Here is a 19,622-nt window from a genome sequence, read left to right on the forward strand (position 1 = left end):
GTTTTTCTCATCTATCATAAAATATTCCAAAATGAAATCGGTTCTTGATAGGCTTGGGGGAAGTCTCTTTTCAGGATTTGGCAGGTGCGATAGGAAGGGATGAGATGTCCTAGGATGAGGAGAGTTCCCTGAAGGAAAAGTGGGACACCACTCAAACATATCAAGGAGAGAATGATCAGGCTATCCCATAGAAGGATTTGTAAGGCAAAATGCCAGAATTTTGGTCTAATCTGGGAATAGAGGTGACTAAAGTGGTCACAAAGCTGGTTTGAAAGATAGGCCAATAGCACAGGGTGAAAGAAAATGAGCCAACCACTATAAATTAAAATCCAATCCCAAGTGAGCCCCTCTTTAAATGTCAAAAATGCCAGCATAATTCCATCGATGGCAAGGAGCTCAATGGTTTTGATGAAGATGATTTTTTTCATGCTAAAACCTCCTTTTTTCATCTGTTAGTGACGTAATATTGAATATAATTATTATACAATATTTAGTTGGAGCGTGAAAGCGTTTACTATCTTTTTTCTTTGAAACAAAGTATAAATTTCTAATTATCTTTTTATATTTTCTTAAATGCTCGTAAAGCCTTATTCTATGTGCTTTCGAGTATTTTTACTGTAGGAAGATACTTCACGTTTCTTTGCATATTTCCTCATGTCTTAGCTGTCAGAAGTGGTAAATAAGTAGTAAATTCATTTGTACTACTAAGCAACAAGACGCTCCTGTTGCTTCTCTTTATTCAAGCGTTTCATTTCTGCCATTGCAGAATCGAATGTTGCATGTGCGTAATAGTTCAGCGTCATGGCTATATTAGCATGTCCCATAATGTACTGTAATGCCTTTGGATTCATTCCTGCATTTGCATAGTTGGTACAGAATGTATGTCGCAAACTATGTGGAGTGATGTGTGGCAATTTATCCTCGTTATACTTATTGTATTTCTTAACAAGACCTTTCATCATGCCGTTGTAATCACTTGCCACTTTTGGATAGTTCTTTCTATTAAGAAAGAGGAAATCACTATATCCATCAATCTCAACACGCTTATCATTCTTTCGATTCGCTAACACTCGCTTAAATGCTTGATAGGCTTCTTCAACCATAGGAACTTGACGTTCGCCACTTTTGGTCTTTGGTGTTTCAATGTAGTACCCAATTTCAGTATCTCTCAATAGCTGATGGTCTATATTGACAAGACGATTCTCAAAATCTAAATCTGGAAGTGTCAAACCACCAAACTCTGAAATACGAAGACCTGTTTTTAAGAGTATCAGAATTTCATCATAATTTTTGCTGTAGGTTTTATCAGCTTTTGCAAAGGCTAACAGTTTTTCTTCCTGTTCTTCTGTTAGTACGGTCTTAGGGACAGTATCATCATCAAGAACTGCTTTCAGTTGAAAGTCAAATGGATTCTTCCGAACACAATCATCTTGTATAGCAATATAGAATGAAGCCTTTAAAGAACGTTTGTAGTTATTGATGGTTTGATAAGCATAACCATTTTCACTCATTCTAATAGCCCATTCTTTAGCGTCTGATGGCTTAATACTGTCAATACTTCTTACACCTAACTTGTCTTTCTTCAAAATATCCATAAGATATTTGCGTCCAGTTTCAGTGTTTTTTCTAACCTTTGGTCTTTGAGCGTTCTGTTTTGCGTAAAGCTGGCAGAGTGTCATTTTCTTTCCTACAACATCAATACCATCATGAATGTCTTTCTGTAACTCTGCGATTTTCTCTCTAAGTGAGATACAATCACGCTTTCCTGCTGGTACTCGGTCTGTAGCCACAAGTTTCCACGAGTAAACAAATTGCGGTTCTCCAAATGAATCTATATATTTGTATAAGTATCTTCCGTCTTTTCGTTGGCTCTCTCCAGTCTTTAAGATTCGACCTTTATTGTCACGTCTTTTTTCTGACATGGCATTTGCTCCTTTCCTTTATGGAAAGAGCCTTGATACGACTTAATACTATTTTATCATATACAAGACCCTTTGGCGACGCTAGATTGCGTCCAATGTATCTATAATTTTTTCAAATTGTTTTCGTTTAATCTGAATACGATTGCCATTCATAATCAGCCAATTTGCATTTTTATTTTCCTCTGCCAAGCGTCGTAGCTTGTTTTCGCCAATACGAAAATATTTTGACGCTTCTTCAATGGTTAGGGTATAACGTTCCCAAATAGGAATGTCAGTCTGCTTCATAAAATCCTCCTTTCCAAATCACTTATTTGGATTTCATAAAAGTTGTTTTACCAGCAATCGAACAGCTTTAGCAAAGCTCACGGGAGTTCCACCCCTGCATGGTTCTCATGTAGCCATACTCATTGCCTGCGACGGTTTTATCACGCTCGGACTATTGACTGTATGGGAGTATCATTATCACGATAAGAATGTCGTTGCAGGCAATCCTGCTAAAGATTGCTTCTCGGATCACTAACATGAATCGCTCGCTATCTTTATAAGATAGGTCATGGCGGTTAGTTCCGTTGGCTCTTTTCTTATCGAAACGTATTCGATTACTTTTATTCAGTTTTCAAAGAACAATGGCTCGTTAGCCTATCAAAACACATTGAAAGCTCAATATGCTTTGGTGGAATAACAAACCTCCCTGTTCGGGAAGCGTGGAATGGTTTAGCACGCTTCCACGAAAGGAGAGAGGATATTACTTAATTTCAAATGACAAAATCTTTGTAATCAGTCTGGTTTCCATTCTTCCACGTAAGACTTCATCAACGACCATACTTTGATTGCCATATTCATCTTTCATAAGTCGTAGGGAACGCTTCGTTATGTACCCTCTGTAATGATGTAGAATCTGGTTAATCGCTTCGGTATCGCCATCTGTTGCCTTTACAATGAGAGGAAAGGGAATCATAGGATATTGTGTTTTCATTCTTCAAATTCCTCCATAAACTTTTTAATTAAGGCTAGTCCACTGGTTCTATGCCGATAGACAGTAGAACGGTTCAATTTCAACAGGTCTGCAATTTCTGAATCGCTCATGTCCATAAAGTAAAACAGCAGTAGAATTTCACGTTTCTTGTCTGGCAACTCACGTAATGCTTCACTCAACAAATCATTTTCAACGCCTACTGATAACCCATTGAGTGTAAAAATCTGAAAGTCAGTTGAATAGTTATCTGTTGTCGCAAACTGGCTAACAAGATAATCGCCAACATCCGAAAAGGACACCTCACGCTTTGCAATCCTTGAAAGATAAAGCATATAATTCTTTCGCTCGTCTTCCATAGCACGTTTACAGATATAGTCAAACTGATTTTCTATTGTGGTCTGAAAAGAAGATGGTTTCATGTTTCTCACCCCCTTTCTGTCTAGGAAAGGAAGTGAGCCTTGCTCGTTTATCTCCTTTCACTCTTAGTCCCAATGTGAAAGGGGGATTTGTTGCATTACTGATAAATAAACTTTGTAAAAAAGTTCTGAATAGCCAAAAAAGCATATAAACAGATTTATTTCTCTGTTTACATGCTTCTGTTATTCTATCTATATGATTTATAAAACCACATTGGTGGACGTACTTATCTATTGCAGATAGACGACTTTTTTTGACAAGAACCCAATGTAAGGAAATTTATTGTATATGATGTACTTCATGGCGACGTTGACCTCCAACAAACCGCCATTTGGAAGTAATATACAATATTTTAACAGCGTAAATAGCACTACCATATAACGGTTTTTTTTATTGGCGTTTAGTAGTGCTTTTTATTAAATATAAACCTATAAACCATATAACACGTTTTTCTATACCTGTTTTTAATTCAGTAGGAACAATAAAATGTATAGAGGTGGTCTACTATGCGTAAAAAAGAAGATAAATATGATTTTAGAGCCTTTGGTTTAGCCATTAAAGAAGCTCGATTGAAACGAGGTTTAACTCGTGAACAAGTGGGAGCATTGATTGAAATTGACCCACGGTACTTAACTAATATTGAAAATAAAGGGCAACACCCCAGCATACAAGTTCTTTATGACCTTGTATCGTTACTTCATGTTTCCGTTGATGAATTTTTCTTACCTGGGGTCCCGAGCGCTTAGTGGGAATTTGTATCGATAAGGGGTACAAATTCCCACTAAACCAATGTTTCAAGGCCTATTTATTTTTTATATTCAATTCTCTTAAGTGTTTAGGAATAGATAACAAGTCAAATTTATACTCTCCAAGAAAAGTGATATGCTCCCAATTAATAGGAGATACATGCTTCATATACTTAGTTACTTCGGGATCTATTTTGACGAGATAATTATAAGCTGCTTGTAAGTAGACGGCGTTCCATATACTTATTGCATTTATTAACACATTAAGCGCACTAGCACTTTGAAGTTGTCGGCGAATATCGCGCTCCATAAATTTTCCGCGTCGCCCAAAAAATAGTTCTCTAGCTAAAGCATTAATCGCTTCTGTCTTATTTAGTCCATGAGTGATCCTTCGCCGTAGCTCACTATCTGTAATATAATCTATCATAAAAATGCTCTTTTCAATGCGACCTAGTTCTCTCAGTGCAAGAGCTACTCTATTCTTACGTGCGTATGAGCCTAGCTTTCCTAATAGTAAAGAACTAGATACTTTTCCTGTTTGAATCGAATAGGCGATTCGTTTAATTTCATCATAGTTTTCTTCAATAATTTTTACATTGATTTTTCCGCTTATATCTTCTGATAAGTTAGGGTAGTAGGAAGGTGATTTGATAGAAAATAATTGTGATTTTTTTATATTTCTGATGCGAGGTTCAAAATCAAAGCCTAGTAATGCGGTCATTCCAAACACCTGATCAGAATACCCATTTGTATCAGTAAAATGTTCCTCAATATCTAGATCTGTTTCATGATAAAGTAGGCCATCAAGGGTATGAGTAGCTTCCCTTGTATTAGTTGAAGCAACCTCGATATGATGAGTCGTATGCCTATCATTTATTGATCGAATCATTGTAGCTCCTTTTTCCATACTTTTGTAATGTGGATTAACATCGGATTTTAGAGCTGAGACGCCCACTGGGACGCGCATTCCGTCTGAAGCAGTGGTTTTTCCTTCACCCCAAAAGTCTGCAACAGGAAGCTTTAACTGATAATTAACCAAAACAGATTGAGCACGAGTCAGAGCTTCTTTATAAAAGCGCCATTGTTTGGCATTGGCTAACTGAGAATAAGAAATTCCAGGAGTTGATTGGGCCATTTTTTCAAGACCAATATTCATCCCTAAACCCAGCAAAGCAGCAAAAATAATTTTTCTTTCTTGTTCACTCGGCGGTTTCCCTGTAGAATCATGACTAAATTCTTGTGAAAAGTTGGTCCAACTGTCCACCTCAATTAAAAGATCACTAAGCCTTATCTTAGGAATTATTGAATAAAGTTTTTTTCTATATATTTCTGCTTCGCTAGGTGTAACTTTTTCCAACTTTTTAAGGTTTGCTCTTGAAATTCTCTTATCAACTGTCGAATAAAATTGAAGCTGTAAATCTAAAATTATTTCCCGATCCTTTAAATAGTCCTCAAACGTGTCTGGAATAGTTTCTGAATCAATACAAGCAGATAAATCAACTAAGTAATCATCAATATTTCGATGGATCATACTTCCTTCAACTGAAATATCTCCTGATCGAATATTGTTCTTTAGCTCGGTGAAAGCTACTAACTCATAGTAAGACCGATCTATTTTCCCCTCTTCTGGCCGAACAAGGCTTTTCCATTTTTTACTCACAAAATCAGTAGAAGTATCTGCCGGTATTTTTCTTTTACCACTATTGTGTAAATCAGTTAGTTGAGTTAGGGCCATGAGGACTGGATTTGCTGCCGGAGTTGCTTTGAACGAAAGGGTCCTCAATAACATTGGCGTGTATCTTCGGAGGTAATTAGCTTTATTTCGAACCATTTCTAAATAGCCATGATTTTTATTACCTGTAATTTTTTTAGCTTCTTCTCCATCTTGTACTAAATCTTCCCAAGGCATGATTCGTTCAATTTCGTCAAAAGGATTACTATCATTATCTTTTGCAAAGTGAAGAGCATCAATTAAAGAAGCATAATGTTCCAATTTTTTAGTAGCCAATTTTCCTTTTTCTTTTAACTGTTCTTGTGAATCACGTGTCCCTTTGCGTTTAATACTTGCTAAAATGCGGTCATTAATCTCAATCAGTTGATCGATCAGATATTGATGATGATTGACTAAAAAAGCAATAAGTAAAGAGTATCTTTTTTCAAGCTCAAAACGGGAGAAGTCATATGCATCATAATTTTCCCCTAGTCTAGCTAGCTGAAGAAACCTGTTCCGATTAATATGGGAGACATTAATTGTCCCGAGTCCCATGGAAGCAATCACTTCCACTTTTTTACAAATACTCATAAAGCTTTCTGGATTTGCCTTACCTGGAATGTCTTTTAGCCAAGCGAGTTTAGTTATTTTCGTCTCTTCATAAATTTGAAACAAACTCTCTAGTTTTTCAATTTGTATATCTGTTAATGAACAGAGTAATATTGAAAATAAGTTGTTTTCTGCTTTATCTCGACAGCGGCTTATAATGTCTTCAAGTGTAGCTATAGATGGAAAAATAATTCTTTTTCGAGTTAAGAAATCAATTGTTTTTTTCATTAGATAGATAGAGTCATCATTTTCTAAAGCTAGTTCAATTAAATATTCTATTAACTGTTTTTGTGTATTAGCACTACCGAATCGATGATAGTTGAATACTTCTAAGATCTCGTTGAAGTGATTTGCACGTGTATTTCTATGATCATATGAATTTAAATCAATTGCATCAAGATGGAGCTGTCGACTCACATAAGAAGTTAGTCTGGTTGATTTAATCGGCCAATTACTTAAAGAACACCCAGGATACCGGGCCAAACAAAGTTGTATCGCAAATCCTAGTTTATTGACCTTTCCACGGTGTTGATTAATAACCTCCAGATCATAATCAGAAAAACTAAAATACGCTTTAAAATCCTCTTCTGATAAGTGGTCTACAGAAAGAAGTTGTTCACGCTGTGAAGTAGTTAAAATTCTTTTCATAGCCATATCTTAAGCATTCCTTTTATTGAGGTAACGGTAAAAGGTTGTTTTGCTTAATTTAGAGGCATCAAGAATTTGACGAATAGAATACTCTTTGCTGTCATACATTTTTAAAGCTAAATCAATTGATAGCTTACCTTTACTTGGACGGCCCCCTTTTTTTCCTCGGACTCTGGCTGCCTTAAGACCAGAGTTAGTTCGTTCAATAATAATATCCCGTTCCAGTTCTGCTAAACTAGCCATAACTCGGAAAAAGAATCTTCCCATAGACGTTGAAGTATCTACGTTATCTTGAATAGATATAAAATTGACACTAAGTTCTTCAAATAATTCAGAAAGTTCAATCAAATGTTTAGTTGATCGTGAAATTCGATCTAACTTGTAAATGACAACAGAATCTCCTTCACGTAGTAGGTTGATCATTTCTTCTAATTGCGGTCGGTCTTTTTTCGCACCAGTTACTTTTTCTTGAAATAATTTATCAATTCCATAATGAGTAAGTGCATCAATTTGTAAACTAAGATTTTGATCATCCGTACTCACTCGAGCATAGCCAAAAATCATAAAAAAACCTCCTTAATTTTATAATTTAAATGTACCATAACTCATTAAGTATAACTATATAGGAACTATGAAAAAGGAACGGATTTTGGTACTTGATTTACTTAAAAAACATTTAGAAAAAGCAGGAAAATGAAAAGGTACCATAAACGGTCGTTTATGGTACCATTCAAATTTATCCTTATTGTACAAAATAACAGCGAAATTTTTAAATCTATTCCTTATCGATACAAATTCCCCGTAGGCGCTAGGGACCTCTTTAGCTCCTTGGAAGCTGTCAGTAGTATACCTAATAATTTATCTACATTCCCTTTAGTAACGTGTAACTTTCCAAATTTACAAAAGCGACTCATAGAATTATTTCCTCCCGTTAAATAATAGATAACTATTAAAAATAGACAATACTTGCTCATAAGTAACGGTACTTAAATTGTTTACTTTGGCGTGTTTCATTGCTTGATGAAACTGATTTTTAGTAAACAGTTGACGATATTCTCGATTGACCCATTTTGAAACAAAGTACGTATATAGCTTCCAATATTTATCTGGAACATCTGTGGTATGGCGGGTAAGTTTTATTAAGACACTGTTTACTTTTGGTTTAGGATGAAAGCATTCCGCTGGCAGCTTAAGCAATTGCTGAATCGAGACTTGAGTGTGCAAGAGCAACCCTAGTGTTCGGTGAATATCCAAGGTACGCTTGTAGAATCCTTCTTCAACAATCAGATAGATGTCAGACGCATGGCTTTCAAAAACCACTTTTTTAATAATTTGTGTGCTTAAATGGTAAGGAATATTCCCAACAATTTTATACCTCTGTTTGTTAGGGAATTGAAACTGTAGAATATCTTGGTGAATTAAAGTGACACGAATGTTCAGTTTTAATTTTTCTGACGATAAGTTGAATAGATGACTGTCTAATTCAATAGACGTTACCTGTTTACTTATTTTAGCCAGTTTCGTCGTTAAATGCCCTTTACCTGTTCCAATTTCGTAAACGGTATCGGTTTCTTTTAAATTCAATTGTTTTATTATTTGGTTGAGTACTTTTTCACTCGTTAAAAAGTTTTGAGAATATTTTATATTTTTGTTCATGTAATCACTCCTGAAGTGATTACATCTATAAATAAATACAGAAGTTAAACGATTTGTTTGTAATTTTAGTTATCTGTTTAAAAAGTCATAAGATTAGTCACTGGTAGGAATTAATCTAACGTATTTATTTATCTGCGTAATCACTGTTTTTAGTCTGTTTCAAAACAGTAGATGTTTTATCTACATTACGCATTTGGAATACCAACATGACGAATCCCTCCTTCTTAATTACAAATTTTTAGCATCTAATTTAACTTCAATTCCTATTATACAAAATTTTAAGATAATGCACAATCAACACACTCTTAAGTTTGCTTCTAAGTCTTATTTCCATAACTTTAGGGTTAACCATACGCAAGACCAATCACTCTCGGACAATACTCATGATTTTAATGATAAAATCCATGTTAAACCCATAGATAAGAAATACACCTGCAATAACCGTTACCTGTTTGTGCCAATTTAAAAATGCACCACTTTTTTATAATTAAAACGGTTGAAAACTGTACCACTAATAACTCACAATAGAGAGATGTCACCGTCAAGTTAAATGTACAAAATAACAGCGAAATTTTTAAATCTATTTCTTATCGATACAAATTCCTCGTAGGCGCTCGGGACCCCTACCTGCTAATAACTTGGTAAAAAGCACCCGACGATTACAGATAGAGAAATACATGGATAGCTTTACAGACAAAGAACTATCCTTAATGGAATCTTTAGCCAGCGGTATCAACGAAGCAAGAAACATCGAAGACTAATTAAAAGAATCCATACATAACGGAAAGAGCCGATAAAATGAGATTGTATTAATCTCATTTTATCGGCTCTGCGTCTTTGCGTCTGGCTCTGTAATCACAGTTACTTTGAACTGCTTTATTTCAATTAAATTTTCTTGTCTGCATTTCGGACAATAGAGGGGGAATTTTTTTAATTCAGTATCTTCCCTTATCTTTAATCGTGTTTTATTTCCACATACAGGACACAATATCCACTTGTAGTTTATAATAACTATCTCCTCCTTTACACTTTAATTCAAATCTTTATTAAAAAATATTTCATCTTATTTAACAAGAAACCATATTTATATAACAACATAAAATACACTAAGTTATTTTATTGAACATATATCGTACTTTATCTATCCGACTATTTGGACGACGGGGCTGGCAAACAGGTTCACCGGTAGTAACATGGTACCCTTTTAACTCTGTTAAACAAACACTACGTCCATTTGTAAAGAAAGTTAAATCACTACGATATTCTTGAATACACCGAGCAGGGATTTCTCCACTAAGAATGACCTCATTATTTTTCAATTGAGTGTCTACGATGTTCGCACAATATTTAGGAGCATCGTTGTATGCTCGTGAAAGATATTCCTGTGGCGCATAAATTTTAAAACTAAGATATGGCTCTAACAATTCTGTTCCAGCTTTTTTTAAGACTTGTTCCAATACAATAGGAGCAAGCATCCGAAAATCTGCTGGAGTACTAACAGGGCTATAGTATAAACCGTACTTAAAACAGATTTTACAATCCGTCACATTCCAACCATATAATCCTTGTTCGCAACCATAGCGTATCCCTTCCATAACTGCATTTTGAAATGATTGATTTAAGTATCCAAGAGAAACCGAGCTCTCATACTGCATTCCACTTCCCAACGGAAGCGGTGATACAGATAAACCAATGGAAGCCCAGAAAGGATTTGGCGGCACTTCGATGTGAATGGTATATTCTGCATTTTTTAACGGTCTCTCCATATAAATGACTGTAGGCTCTTTTAGTTCTATCTCCACATGATACTTTTCTTGCAACAGTGCACTAATCACTTCCATTTGTACTTTCCCTAAGAAAGAAAGTATAATTTCATGTGTCGTAGAATCCACGTAATATCGTAGAAGCGGATCACTATCTGAGATTTCCAAAAGGGCATCAAGCAACATTTCTCTCTGTTCAGGTTTACTCGGTTCAACAGTTGTTTGTAGTAGAGGGTGCGGATTTTCAATCTTTTTTCTCTGTGGCAATAGTTTTGTATCTCCAAGAACACTATTTAACTTCAAAAACTCATTCTGCAAAATAACAATTTCCCCGGAATAAGCCTTATCAATTTTACATAATTCACCATTTATTGAAGTATACATTTCTGTAATTTTTATTTTTTCCTTTTCCGATATTCTAACCGAATCTCGCAAATGCAGTACGCCACTATAAAGACGTATATATGCAAGACGCTGTCTTTTTTCCGAATACTCAATTTTGAAAACTTTTCCGCAAAGTTCAGACTGACCTCGATGTGTTGATGAATAAAATTTATTCGTAATCACTTCTATAAGGTTATCAATCCCTATATTGTTTTTTGCACTTCCGTGATAAACAGGGAACAGAGAACAATTCTGAAATCTTATGCTTTCCTCTTGTTCGAGTTCCAATGCTTCTAATGATTTACCGGACATATATTTCTCTAAAAGGTCATCGTTTCCCTCTATTACCGTATCCCATTGTTCAGATTCGGTAAAGTTCGTCACACACATATTAGGATACAGTTCTACCTTCTGTTTGATTACAATTTCGGCAGAAAGTTTCTCTTTAATATCCTGATAAACCGTTGATAAATCAATTCCATTTTGGTCAATCTTATTGATAAAAAAGATTGTGGAAATCCCCATTTTCCTAAGTGCATGAAATAATATACGAGTTTGTGCTTGTACGCCATCTTTTGCAGAAATCAGTAGAATTGCCCCATCTAAAACTGATAATGAACGATATACTTCTGCTAAGAAATCCATATGTCCTGGCGTGTCTATGATGTTCACCTTCGTATTTTCCCACTGAAAAGAGGTTATTCCTGTCTGAATTGTAATTCCTCTCTGACGTTCTAAAAGCGTATTATCCGTCCTCGTTGTACCTTTGTCCACGCTTCCTAATTCTGTAATCGCTCCACTGTTATATAATAAGCTTTCTGTTAAGGTAGTTTTTCCTGCATCAACATGAGCTAAAACTCCAATATTAATAATTTTCATGTGATTTTCCTCCATTCAAAAACCCAAAAGGGCATAAAAATCCCAGTGATAAATACTTTTATCACTGGGATTTTTATGCATAACCATAGGCATACAAAGCATACAGATATTCTCCGGATACTTTAGAATCACATGATAAAGGTATTCTTAAACTGGGTACAAAAAACTAAGCCCTCCTAAAAAAGGACATCCAATTATTTGTTCCCACTATCAAATTGACAGTTTATTTAAGAATACCTTGCCGCATATTTATTAACTCCTTTTAAATAGATACTTAAATAATAGCACGTAAGAGCATATTTGTCAAGGAATCTCCAATTTTTTATCAAAGAGAGTACGTGATTACAAAATAGCTGTAATAATGTACCAATATTTGTTATTCTATAATCTTCCAATTACTCCCGTTCTTTTCAAGTACCAAATCAAATTGAGATACCTGCGTTGCTTTGGTCTGCTGGTCGATATACTCCACTGTCAGCGATACCGTGACTTGATTATCCTTACGATTGTGAATAGGATTTACCAGTTCTTGAAAGATGTACTCTTTTCCGATTGGTTTTAATATCCCGTCATTCACATAGTAGGAAAGTTCACTGGCTGTCGCTGTAGGATAGAGCTTGAAGAACGTCGTTAAAAACTCATTGATTTCATTGGTTGTAATGGAATCAACCGTCCCCTCACTTTCAATGGCTTTTGGTTTATAACTTGATTTCTTAGGTATGTTGGTAATGGTCGGATTCTTAACCAGTACCATATTTCCAGAACCATCTACATAGACACTCACTATATAAGCAGAGTGGACGGTCTTTGTATTTTCTCCCTCTGTAATGAGCTGGTCTACACTGTAGGTTACATTAAACTCATTGTCGCCAGTTGGCTCTACCGTCCATATCTGAAATCCTCTTACAGAAGACGATACAGGAATATCTTTGCGTACTGTATCAACATTGAGAGCTTGAAGTTCATCTGTCAGATAGCCTTTTAGACTTTCCATTCGATTATCAATGGACTTATCGGATTGCTCCCATGAATAGTAGACTTTCGCAAAGTTCTCTACAAAATTTTCTACATGATGAGTATCAACGTATTCCTTTTCTATGATAGTTGTTTCGTGAATAGTATGAGTATCTATAGCTGTAAAGTGCTTGAATATCGCAAAGCTGAAACTAAGCCCTAAAAGTACCCACAAGGCAATCACAACCTTTTTATGAGGATTGACCTTATAGTAGACACGAGGTTTCTTTTCCTTTGGTATCTGTTTTTCTTTATTCTGATTTTTTCTAAATTTCATCATTAAATCTTCCTTTCTCATTGTTTGATTCGTCCTGCTCCCACTAAATGCTGTTGCCAGTAGGGGCTTGTTAAGTCGGCATAACCGATTGGGTCGCCTGCATGAAACATACGGTTATTGCCAAGGTATATCCCAACATGAGTAATATAAGAGCCAGCGTTATAGGTAGAATGAAAGAAAACCAAATCGCCAGCTTGTGCTTCCGATAGTGGGATATGCTGGGTCACATCATATTGCTGTTGTGCGGTTCGTGGTAAGTTAATTCCAGCTTTTCCATACGTCCATTGTGTCAGTCCGCTACAATCAAAAGAAGTAGTCGGGGAAGCTCCACCGTAAACGTATCGCCAGCCCTCATATTTCAGTGCTTCGTCCATGATGGCTTGTACCGTATCATCATCAAACTCTGTTGTGACAAGATACTGCGTTACCAGTTGCACATAAAACATATTGCCATAGTTGTATCGCCAGCCCCCATTGATAGGTATGGCTATGGGATTGGGGTAAGACACTTTTTCGCCACCTGAATACTCTTTTGAGAAACTTTGAGCCAGTTCAAAGGTATATTTATTTCCACGATTAGCCACATACCCTAAGAAACCACCACCATAATTGTAGGACTGGATAACCGATTCTAAATCTACACTGAGCCTTTCGCTACTGGCTAATAATTCACTGAAATACTTCACACCTTGCTTAATGGATTCTTCTGTACTCAATGAATTAGGTGGAAGACCGAGGGATTCCGAGGACTGCATAACATCTTCCGCAGTACCGCCCGATTCCACCTGTATAATCGCAAGAAGTATGTTGACATATTCTTCAACGCCATATTCTTTGGCATATTTTTCTACCATAGGCTTATGAGCCAGCACTTCTGCGGAAACATTCACACCTCCATAATGAATATTGGAAATTCCGCTGTCCTGTTCATCTGAAAATAAAATGGCAACAAACAGAAGCAGTGAGAAGACCATCAAGAATAATCCAGAACCACCAATCACTAAAGTTTTCAACTTCATGGTTTCTTACCGACTTTCTTAATGGTGGCGGTTTTGATTGGTGGTCTACTTCTTGTATTTTGTAGTGGTACTCTTTGAACAGTAGACGGACGTTCTTTTGTGATTGGACGTTGTGAAGTTCTATCTGCTGTAGTGGTTGAAGTTGCTGGCTTTTGAACGATTTTTTCTTGAACGGTATTGCCTTGGCGTTCCACTTTTGGACTTGAAAAATCGGACTTAACTGCTGGACGCTCTTGTTTGGCTTGTTGAGATTCCTTATATGAAGTCTGAATATTAGACTGTTTTGAGGTCTGTTCATCATGATATTGTTCTTGTCTTGTAGTCGGTCTTTCATGAACAGAAGAAGCAGGCTGTTTTTTCTGTTTGACCTGTTCCATTTCAGAGCGACGCTTCGCAATGGTTTTTCGCCTTTGTTCCTGCTGTTCCTTGCGTCCACTGGCTCTGTCCGCTTTGGTTTGAGAAATACTACTGGTTAAATCACGGACATTCTCTTTTACTTTGGATTTTCCTTGATATACTGCATATCTTGCATTGGTCGGCAAATCTTTAACCTGTTCTTTCAAACCACTAGCAGTGTCTACCATTCTGTCTTTGGTATCAGCTACTGTACCGATGGTTTGACCGATACGTTTTCCAAGTGTTGATTTTTCCTTTCCGTCTGGTCGGGAGTGATCTGCTTGTGTCCTTGCAGAACTCCCCGAACCCGACTGTCCTTTTTTACCTGTAACAATGGCAGACCCAGCCCCTAGAGTAGTCATGGAACGTCCAAGTTTCCGCTGTAGACGGTGCATGTGAGCGTGCATAAGCATACGAGGTTTTCTCATCACACGACTTCCCACACTTTGAGAATCGTTACTCTGTAGAGAAAACATACTCATTAAATCGCCCAGCTTGAAGTAGATTCCTGCAAAGGTCACAATCTGTAGAAAAGCAATCAAAAAGAACGGATAACCAGCCGATAAGGTATAGAGCATGGTTGAAATACTAAATGCTGTCGTAATAATCAATGTGATTCCAGCTCGTGTCAAAATGGTATTAAAGAGCTTTGTTATGGCTCGTTTTGACATACCATCAAATGATGGAATCATGCTTAAAATAAAGCTCACAGGCAGAAACATAGCATAGATGATAAAAAGTACCTGCGAGAAAATCATGATTCCTGTTAATAGGAATACAAATATGGAAATCCCAATATTGAAGACAAATAGGAAGAAGACTGTACCTAAACGGTTAATGGTCTTTGTAATGGTTAGATTGGTATTGCTTCTGTCTTCAATTTCTTCCGCAACAATTTTTTCTCTGTCTTCGCCATTGTTGGAATCTGGGCTGGTGGAGAGCAGGCTTTCCACACGGTCAATACCGATACTTTCAATGTCTGAACTGTTGTATTGAAGCAGTAGCCACGGTTGCTGAACCTGTATGGAAAACAGGCTATCTCTGATTAAGTCCACGCTGTCCTTGCCTTGACTATCGGAATGGGGCATGACAATCTTCGTGCCAAGTGATAAACTGGCATTACTGATGTCTGATGAAAAGTCATTGATTTTTTTAATGTAGTCGGGAGCGTAGGCAATAAAGGAAGCCGATAGGATAAACACCAGCACAAAATTCATAATGGCATGAATTGCCTTTGTGGTTTCTCTCTTTATCAGTCCCGTATAGGCAACATAAACCCCAAGAACCAAAATCAAGAGTAAGAGGAATCCAACATAGAAACCCTCTGTTGAAAATCCGTTTGCACTCACACCAGCTAAGGTCTGCATATTCTTACCAATGGAATCTGCTGTAGCGGAAATGAAGTCTAAGGAATAGGCTTCCTGTACTAAGTAACCTGTCGCATTGGAAACATACAAACTGATTGTCCAAATAAAATTGGTAATGGCATATAGTCCATACATGACCTGTTTTCCAATCCCGTCCGACCAGTTCCACGGAAGCCAGCCCCAGCTATTATCCACATAAAAATCCAGTTGATAGTTTTCAAGTGGGTATCGGCTGTATTCATTTGCCACATTGACCGTATCATCTACCAAGCCCGCAGCTTGAACCACCGTTCCCAGCATGGCTAAAAGAAAAATGGCAATCACAAGTGTGAAAGCCACTGTCATTGCCACTTTACCTAGACGTTTCAGCGTCCAGTTTGATTTTATTCTGTTTACTATTGATGGTTTCACATTTACACCTCTTTTCGCACAGGTGGTCTGGTATCAAAGGCATGGAGCAGTTCTTCAAATACAGGGTGGAACTGTATCACACCGACACGACCATATAAATCACTGATAAGGCATTGCCCGTTTTCCAAATCACGCAATCGCTTCTGATTGTTTTCGTCCTCTGGGTCTACACCAAAAAAGGCTAAGGTCTTTTTAATCTCGTTAAGGTCAGTGGAACGAAATGCAAATTTTAAGCCGAGGTTATTTTTCAGTTTTTCATCTAAGAGGTCGTCTGTATTTTGGGTCACGAAATATACCCCAGCGTTCATAGCACGACCAGCCCGAACCAGCTTCATAGATAGTGTTTTTCCTTGTGCTACCTGTAAAAAGCTCCATGCTTCGTCTAAATCTACAATCTTGAAAATGCTTCGGTCTGTATGGATAAAGTCTAAAGCAAAGGTACTAATGACAATCAGCATAGCAACGGATAAAAGCTCCATAGTGGTATATTCCTCAAAGGAAGTTTCCTTGTCGGGAAGTACCAAGTCCGCAACCTGTATAATGTTCAGTTGTTTTTCTAAGCTGATAGACTGCTCCACATAACCATTACTGAATAATAAATGTGCAAAGTCATAGTCTGTAAAACTTTCGATATGGTCGGCTATACTGGTACTTAGTGGCGTATTCTCAACCCGTAATTCCTCAATCACTTTCATCAACCCTCGTACTTCACTATTGGTTACTGCACGAATGGCTTTTCTAAGGATTGGGAAGCGTTCCCCATCACGAGAGGAAATCCCCGTAAGGAATGTCAGAATATCAATAGCCAGTGATTCAGAATCTTTGGGATTTTTCATAATCACATAAGGGTCAAGTAAGCCTTTGTTTTTCTCATCAGAAGTCAGAGTGACGATATTGATTTCATGGGAAATCTCTGGCAAGGTTTCTTTCCATCTGCCACGTTCTGCTTTTGGGTCTACAATCACTGCTTGTGCCCCATAAAGCACCGCATAATAGACGATAAGGTTATTCGCAAAGGATTTACCACCACCCAGCGAACCAACAAAAGCCGACGCTAACGCATTGGTTACTGAACCCTTAACCCCTTGACTGGCAAGAGCAGGTTTCAGATAGACATTGCGTCCAGTATCTAAGCTGTAGCCAACATAAATCCCCTCATTTTCCCCCAGCATTTGAGTAGCACCAAAACCTAAACCAGCGAGGAAATCAGAGGTCACGTATTGAATATAATCATTCATATAACGCTTGCTGGCAGGTAAAAATTCTTCATGTAAGCCGAGCATATCCCCAAATGGTCGTACCAGTTTTACGCTTAAATCGTCATAAAAATCTTTCACTTCATTACAACGACGTTTGAGTTCGTCAAGATCATTTGCTGATACCCTTACCACATAAGACAGCTTGTACATAGATTCCTTGCTTTGGTCTAAATTGGTTTCCAGCTCATTCACACTTTCCAGAGCTTCCGCCACATTGGAGCTGGTTTCATTATCACTTTGCCAAGCGTGGTTATCCAAGTCTTTCAGTTCTTTCTTTTTATTGCGGACAGTAGATAGGGCTTTACGATTCGCTACAATTTCCACATTCATTGACGTATCAATCGGGAATGTAAATTGCTGTTGCTGGTAGTAGAAGATTTCAGAGGACGGGAAGTCCAGTTCTCCGACAATGCTGTTAATGGTAAAGTAAGCTACATAGACGGTTTCATCTTCCTGCTGGATTTTCAAATATCGCTGTTTTTCTTCCACCAAACAGCGAGTAGGCTTAATCAAGTCATAGTATTTAATCAGCGTTTCATTATCCAGCTTTTTCTTTGATAGATGGTACTCATACTCTTCATAGGCAGTGCCTGTCTGTCCGTAAAGGTGTTCAATCAGATAGCCGAAGTCGTCCTTATCTAACCTGCGGATTTTGAAACGACGAGAGATTTTATTTTCTAAGAGCTTTTCCATCTTCTGAAAACGCAGGATTTCATCATTACTCATACTAACAAAATCGCCCATCAGCTTATGGTTCACATCATAGACAAAATCAGACAAAGCATTTTTTGCTTCAACGGTAAGACTTTTCATAGAAAACTCCTGATCGTTGAGAAGCAACTTAAAGCCGATAAAGAAACGGTAGTTCACTTGATTTTCGCCAATCATGGATATTAAAGCGTCTGTCTGTTGGTCGATTTTGTCATAGGCAACCGCTTTGAGCTTGCCAGTGACTTCATTTTTGGAACGCTCTTGTGCAGAACGTATGCTGGATTCTGTACTGATTTGTAAAGCATGAATTTTGCCATCACGATTTTGTGCGATAAGCTGTCTGAAAGAATCATGCACTTGTATTTTCTGTTCTGGACTTAGAAATGAGTAATTGTAAGGAACAAGCTCATAGTAAGCATAACATTCCCCGTCTTTATTCCAGACGAGATTGTTTTCAATGTATTTAATTGGATATGCCATAAAATTCACTCCTAACTGCTGTAATGGCTTCTTGTGGCTGGTTTCTGCCAAGCGTTACTTTTTTTCCTGCATAGGTCAGCTTTGGTCGCAGTGCATAAGCAATGACAGACTTCAAAAATCCATAAGGCTTTTTACCATCAAAAGTTTTTGTAGACATAAACCATGTGAAAGCCACAGGAATCCCAAAGTATTTGAGAAATGCTCCCTCTATCATGGAAAGAGGGGGCAAGTTGCCAAGTATCATCACTGCAAAGAGTGACACGACAAACCATGTCATTTGCGTAAAGGTTATGGGAAACGGAAGTCTAAAATCATTGATAGAATACAGTACCTTTTCCACAGACCAGATACTGGTATAGCTTCGTATTTTCTTCATGTAATCAATCCTTTCATAAAAAATAGGGGTAGCTGATTGAGCCACCCCGTAAAATAGAAAATCTGCCAGTAGTAATGTACCGACAGATTTAATAGACGATTTCAAAAATCCCATGATTGGTTGAGATAAACGTTCCTGAAAGGTCTAAATCCCGACCATAGGCTTGATAATCAATATAGTTTTGAAGACTAGCTGGTACTTCGCCTAAAGCACCCGTTTCTTCAATGTAGTAGCGTGCCACGTCATACATATCATCACAATCGGAATGAATGATAATATCCTCTTGATGTTCGCTTAGTTCTTCAATGCTTGAAAAATGAGTGAGCAGAGCAGATAGCTCCGATTGTAATTCTTCGGGTAATTCCGATACCATTTCCCATAGTCGATTGAGTTCGCCAATGGAAGTGTATTCGTCAACCGTAAAGGGTAACTCGTAGTCATGAATGGCGTATTCCTCATATTCATCATTCAAGCCGATTTTCTCTTTGACTTCCTCAAAGTCAATGGGAAAGGTAAACCACGCACCGACCAATTCGCCCTCATTGTATTTGCCTAAATTCGCAATATAGACTTGCATATCGTCCATATATTCACGTCCTTT

19 protein-coding genes and 3 pseudogenes are annotated in these 19,622 nt (G+C 37.3%); 3 read left to right on the forward strand and 19 right to left on the reverse strand.

Annotated features, from left to right (window positions below):
• Positions 1-14: 14 nt before the first annotated feature.
• The 3 genes from HT725_RS00075 to HT725_RS00085 form a co-directional block, all read right to left on the reverse strand.
• Positions 15-428, reverse strand: a complete 414-nt coding sequence (locus tag HT725_RS00075; RefSeq protein ID WP_173252840.1) for a hypothetical protein — start codon at positions 426-428, stop codon at positions 15-17.
• A 276-nt stretch (positions 429-704) separates the two neighbouring features.
• A complete protein-coding gene (locus tag HT725_RS00080) occupies positions 705-1,922 on the reverse strand; it encodes a tyrosine-type recombinase/integrase (protein WP_001291561.1) in 1,218 nt (405 codons plus the stop codon).
• 81 nt (positions 1,923-2,003) lie between these two features.
• Positions 2,004-2,207 carry an excisionase gene (locus tag HT725_RS00085; RefSeq protein WP_000814511.1) on the reverse strand — a complete coding sequence of 68 codons (204 nt, stop codon included), beginning with the start codon at positions 2,205-2,207 and terminating at the stop codon, positions 2,004-2,006.
• On the opposite strand from HT725_RS00085, the gene HT725_RS10125 reads away from it, so the two are divergent.
• Entirely contained in the window at positions 2,191-2,442 is a 252-nt protein-coding gene (locus HT725_RS10125) for a hypothetical protein (RefSeq protein ID WP_001845478.1), read from the forward strand. The genes HT725_RS00085 and HT725_RS10125 overlap by 17 nt on opposite strands.
• A 225-nt stretch (positions 2,443-2,667) precedes the next feature.
• Here the strand turns inward: HT725_RS10125 and HT725_RS00090 are convergent, their stop codons facing one another.
• Complete coding sequence (locus tag HT725_RS00090; RefSeq protein WP_000857133.1) at positions 2,668-2,898, reverse strand: helix-turn-helix domain-containing protein; 231 nt, start codon at positions 2,896-2,898, stop codon at positions 2,668-2,670.
• Complete coding sequence (locus tag HT725_RS00095) at positions 2,895-3,317, reverse strand: sigma-70 family RNA polymerase sigma factor (RefSeq protein WP_000804885.1); 423 nt, start codon at positions 3,315-3,317, stop codon at positions 2,895-2,897. The genes HT725_RS00090 and HT725_RS00095 overlap by 4 nt, the downstream gene beginning before the upstream one ends.
• A 504-nt stretch (positions 3,318-3,821) precedes the next feature.
• Between HT725_RS00095 and HT725_RS00100 the strand changes: the two are divergent.
• Positions 3,822-4,043, forward strand: a pseudogene (locus tag HT725_RS00100) (helix-turn-helix transcriptional regulator); the annotation flags it as partial.
• Between the two features lie 73 nt (positions 4,044-4,116).
• Here the strand turns inward: HT725_RS00100 and HT725_RS00105 are convergent.
• From HT725_RS00105 to HT725_RS10370, 5 genes and pseudogenes are all read right to left on the reverse strand, one after another.
• On the reverse strand, positions 4,117-7,035 hold the full coding sequence (locus tag HT725_RS00105; protein ID WP_001240982.1) for a Tn3 family transposase: 2,919 nt from the start codon (positions 7,033-7,035) through the stop codon (positions 4,117-4,119).
• A 3-nt stretch (positions 7,036-7,038) separates the two neighbouring features.
• Positions 7,039-7,593: a recombinase family protein gene (locus HT725_RS00110; protein ID WP_000576156.1), complete on the reverse strand. Its 555-nt coding sequence runs from the start codon at positions 7,591-7,593 to the stop codon at positions 7,039-7,041.
• Between the two features lie 354 nt (positions 7,594-7,947).
• Complete coding sequence (erm(B), locus tag HT725_RS00115; protein ID WP_001038790.1) at positions 7,948-8,685, reverse strand: 23S rRNA (adenine(2058)-N(6))-methyltransferase Erm(B); 738 nt, start codon at positions 8,683-8,685, stop codon at positions 7,948-7,950.
• Between the two features lie 124 nt (positions 8,686-8,809).
• Positions 8,810-8,893, reverse strand: a complete 84-nt coding sequence (locus HT725_RS00120) for a 23S rRNA methyltransferase attenuation leader peptide (protein WP_001814874.1) — start codon at positions 8,891-8,893, stop codon at positions 8,810-8,812.
• 48 nt (positions 8,894-8,941) lie between these two features.
• Positions 8,942-9,025 (reverse strand): annotated as a pseudogene (locus tag HT725_RS10370) (MLS leader peptide); the annotation flags it as partial.
• Between the two features lie 283 nt (positions 9,026-9,308).
• On the opposite strand from HT725_RS10370, the pseudogene HT725_RS00125 reads away from it, so the two are divergent.
• Positions 9,309-9,446: pseudogene (locus tag HT725_RS00125) on the forward strand (XRE family transcriptional regulator); the annotation flags it as partial.
• A 59-nt stretch (positions 9,447-9,505) separates the two neighbouring features.
• On the opposite strand, the gene HT725_RS00130 reads toward HT725_RS00125, so the two are convergent.
• The 9 genes from HT725_RS00130 to HT725_RS00170 form a co-directional block, all read right to left on the reverse strand.
• Entirely contained in the window at positions 9,506-9,673 is a 168-nt protein-coding gene (locus tag HT725_RS00130) for a cysteine-rich KTR domain-containing protein (RefSeq protein ID WP_000336323.1), read from the reverse strand.
• 118 nt (positions 9,674-9,791) lie between these two features.
• Positions 9,792-11,711, reverse strand: a complete 1,920-nt coding sequence (gene tet(M), locus HT725_RS00135) for a tetracycline resistance ribosomal protection protein Tet(M) (protein ID WP_173252841.1) — start codon at positions 11,709-11,711, stop codon at positions 9,792-9,794.
• Positions 11,712-11,726: 15 nt separating this feature from the next.
• A complete protein-coding gene (locus tag HT725_RS00140) occupies positions 11,727-11,843 on the reverse strand; it encodes a tetracycline resistance determinant leader peptide (protein ID WP_001814923.1) in 117 nt (38 codons plus the stop codon).
• A 244-nt stretch (positions 11,844-12,087) separates the two neighbouring features.
• A complete protein-coding gene (locus HT725_RS00145; protein ID WP_001224320.1) occupies positions 12,088-13,023 on the reverse strand; it encodes a conjugal transfer protein in 936 nt (311 codons plus the stop codon).
• Positions 13,020-14,021 (reverse strand): bifunctional lysozyme/C40 family peptidase, encoded by a 1,002-nt coding sequence (locus HT725_RS00150; RefSeq protein WP_000769868.1) that lies wholly within the window; start codon positions 14,019-14,021, stop codon positions 13,020-13,022. The genes HT725_RS00145 and HT725_RS00150 overlap by 4 nt, the downstream gene beginning before the upstream one ends.
• Positions 14,018-16,195: a hypothetical protein gene (locus HT725_RS00155; protein ID WP_050199214.1), complete on the reverse strand. Its 2,178-nt coding sequence runs from the start codon at positions 16,193-16,195 to the stop codon at positions 14,018-14,020. Before HT725_RS00155 ends, HT725_RS00150 begins: the two co-directional genes overlap by 4 nt.
• 2 nt (positions 16,196-16,197) lie before the next feature.
• Positions 16,198-18,645, reverse strand: coding sequence for an ATP-binding protein (locus HT725_RS00160; protein ID WP_000331160.1), 2,448 nt, complete (start codon positions 18,643-18,645; stop codon positions 16,198-16,200).
• Positions 18,629-19,021, reverse strand: coding sequence for a conjugal transfer protein (locus HT725_RS00165; RefSeq protein ID WP_000723888.1), 393 nt, complete (start codon positions 19,019-19,021; stop codon positions 18,629-18,631). The genes HT725_RS00160 and HT725_RS00165 overlap by 17 nt, the downstream gene beginning before the upstream one ends.
• A gap of 88 nt (positions 19,022-19,109) precedes the next feature.
• Positions 19,110-19,607, reverse strand: coding sequence for an antirestriction protein ArdA (locus tag HT725_RS00170; RefSeq protein WP_000342539.1), 498 nt, complete (start codon positions 19,605-19,607; stop codon positions 19,110-19,112).
• Positions 19,608-19,622: the final 15 nt, after the last annotated feature.

Source organism: Streptococcus sp. 2579 (assembly GCF_013277195.1).
Lineage (GTDB): Bacteria > Bacillota > Bacilli > Lactobacillales > Streptococcaceae > Streptococcus.

Coding starts and splice junctions, on each gene's coding strand:
- HT725_RS00160 (WP_000331160.1), bottom strand. CDS start 18,645: ATGGCATATCCAATTAAATACATTGAAAACAATCTCGTCTGGAATAAA.
- HT725_RS00145 (WP_001224320.1), bottom strand. CDS start 13,023: ATGAGAAAGGAAGATTTAATGATGAAATTTAGAAAAAATCAGAATAAA.
- HT725_RS00170 (WP_000342539.1), bottom strand. CDS start 19,607: ATGGACGATATGCAAGTCTATATTGCGAATTTAGGCAAATACAATGAG.
- HT725_RS00105 (WP_001240982.1), bottom strand. CDS start 7,035: ATGGCTATGAAAAGAATTTTAACTACTTCACAGCGTGAACAACTTCTT.
- HT725_RS10125 (WP_001845478.1), top strand. CDS start 2,191: ATGTCAGTCTGCTTCATAAAATCCTCCTTTCCAAATCACTTATTTGGA.
- HT725_RS00095 (WP_000804885.1), bottom strand. CDS start 3,317: ATGAAACCATCTTCTTTTCAGACCACAATAGAAAATCAGTTTGACTAT.
- HT725_RS00090 (WP_000857133.1), bottom strand. CDS start 2,898: ATGAAAACACAATATCCTATGATTCCCTTTCCTCTCATTGTAAAGGCA.
- HT725_RS00080 (WP_001291561.1), bottom strand. CDS start 1,922: ATGTCAGAAAAAAGACGTGACAATAAAGGTCGAATCTTAAAGACTGGA.
- HT725_RS00110 (WP_000576156.1), bottom strand. CDS start 7,593: ATGATTTTTGGCTATGCTCGAGTGAGTACGGATGATCAAAATCTTAGT.
- HT725_RS00150 (WP_000769868.1), bottom strand. CDS start 14,021: ATGAAGTTGAAAACTTTAGTGATTGGTGGTTCTGGATTATTCTTGATG.
- HT725_RS00075 (WP_173252840.1), bottom strand. CDS start 428: ATGAAAAAAATCATCTTCATCAAAACCATTGAGCTCCTTGCCATCGAT.
- HT725_RS00165 (WP_000723888.1), bottom strand. CDS start 19,021: ATGAAGAAAATACGAAGCTATACCAGTATCTGGTCTGTGGAAAAGGTA.
- HT725_RS00085 (WP_000814511.1), bottom strand. CDS start 2,207: ATGAAGCAGACTGACATTCCTATTTGGGAACGTTATACCCTAACCATT.
- HT725_RS00120 (WP_001814874.1), bottom strand. CDS start 8,893: ATGTTGGTATTCCAAATGCGTAATGTAGATAAAACATCTACTGTTTTG.